Genomic DNA, 1,435 nt, shown 5'->3' with positions numbered 1-1,435 from the left:
CTCCCGCCGACAGTTTGGGGTCATGGTGGAGGGCCAGGGCGGTTCGGATGTGATTCAGATTAATAAGAGTGACTTGTCGTTTTTTTCCCGGGTCATCCTCCATCCCGGCCTTGCTGAAGAACAAACCGACGTTAAAAACCAGGCACAGACCCGCATTGAATTGAAAGTACCGGCCTTCCTTTACCAGGCCGGTCGCCGGGGTCAGAACCTGGTCCTGTCTCACCGCTTTGAGGGAGGCAACGCCGGGATCGTGATCCAGGGGGTCTGGCCCAAACAGCACGACCGGTTCCCGCAACCAACGACCCTGGTGTTCAATGACCTTCAGCTGACCTTATCCGATCTGGCAGCAAGGGTGATGCGCTCTGGCCAGGGGGTGGTATTTCCATTAACGGCAGGAAACCGGAAGAACCGCCTTCGATTCATCCACGCCAACGCCAGCAACCCCCTGTACATCCGGCAAGCGCAAGACCGGCCAGTAAAAATCGTCACACACCGGGCTATGGACGGGATTAAACTGACGCTGGAGCCATTAAACCCCATACAATCCAGACGACAAGTGTTTATTACTGGCACAAACCAGTGGGGCTGGGAACCAGGCAGTGTTCAGGTGAGCGGACCGAAACCCGGCAGCCATTACCGTCCATGGCCGTTTATACCCGCCGTGATCAGCTCGTCGGCCATGGGCAACAGGACATTAAGACTCTGGGGCAATGACCGTAACAACATCCTGTACGTGGGCGCCCATGCCCGACAATGGTCCATTCTGGGGCGGGGCGGTAATGACCTGCTGCTGCTGGGGACGTCGGGAAACGCAGCCGCACGCCCCGAGGTACTGGCAAACTGGACACGGAGCGATCGGTGTGACAACCGAAAGCTGGAAGCACCCGGCAACAGCAGCCTGTGGCAAGCCTTCGTCGACTGGACCCGCCCCCTGATCGGTGGTCCTGGCAATGACGTCTATGACCTGCGGGCGTGCAGGCCAGCCCGGACAGTAGACGATTATGGCAAGCATTATGTCCTCCTGTCGTCCGGGTCGAAAGCGGATTTACGACGACTGACGGGTGATAACAGCACCGCACTGTTCTTTACTGACCTGACTGCGAAACAGGTAGGGTTTAACCAGTGTGACCCGCAGGAGCAGAGCAGCGGCAGCAACCTCACACTCAGCAACGGCTCCCTGCCCCTGAGGAGCCAGAGCGTCAGGATCATCAATACCGACACTAACCAGACCCTGGCACTGATCAAACCGGACGTGCTGGCCAGCCTGCACTTTAAAGGCGGACAAGTCAGCCTGAGCCCCACAGCTTTGATCAACAGCAACGATAGTGCATTGGCCGAGAGTGACAGTGCCGATGGAAACCACGAAGCCCTGAGCTTTCTGAACAGGATCATTCGCAGAGGGCAACGGCTGGTACATTACCTGAGCAGCCTGGCC

At 57.9% G+C, this 1,435-nt stretch carries 1 protein-coding gene; it reads left to right on the top strand.

Annotated features, from left to right (window positions below; genetic code table 11):
* Nucleotides 1–1,435: hypothetical protein (locus tag KDK16_RS09330; protein WP_257275758.1), on the top strand; the 1,435-nt coding region annotated here is incomplete at both ends.

This window comes from Endozoicomonas sp. SESOKO4, from assembly GCF_024606275.1.
Note: the sequence above shows the minus strand (reverse complement) of the source record. Positions and strands in the feature narration are given on the sequence as shown.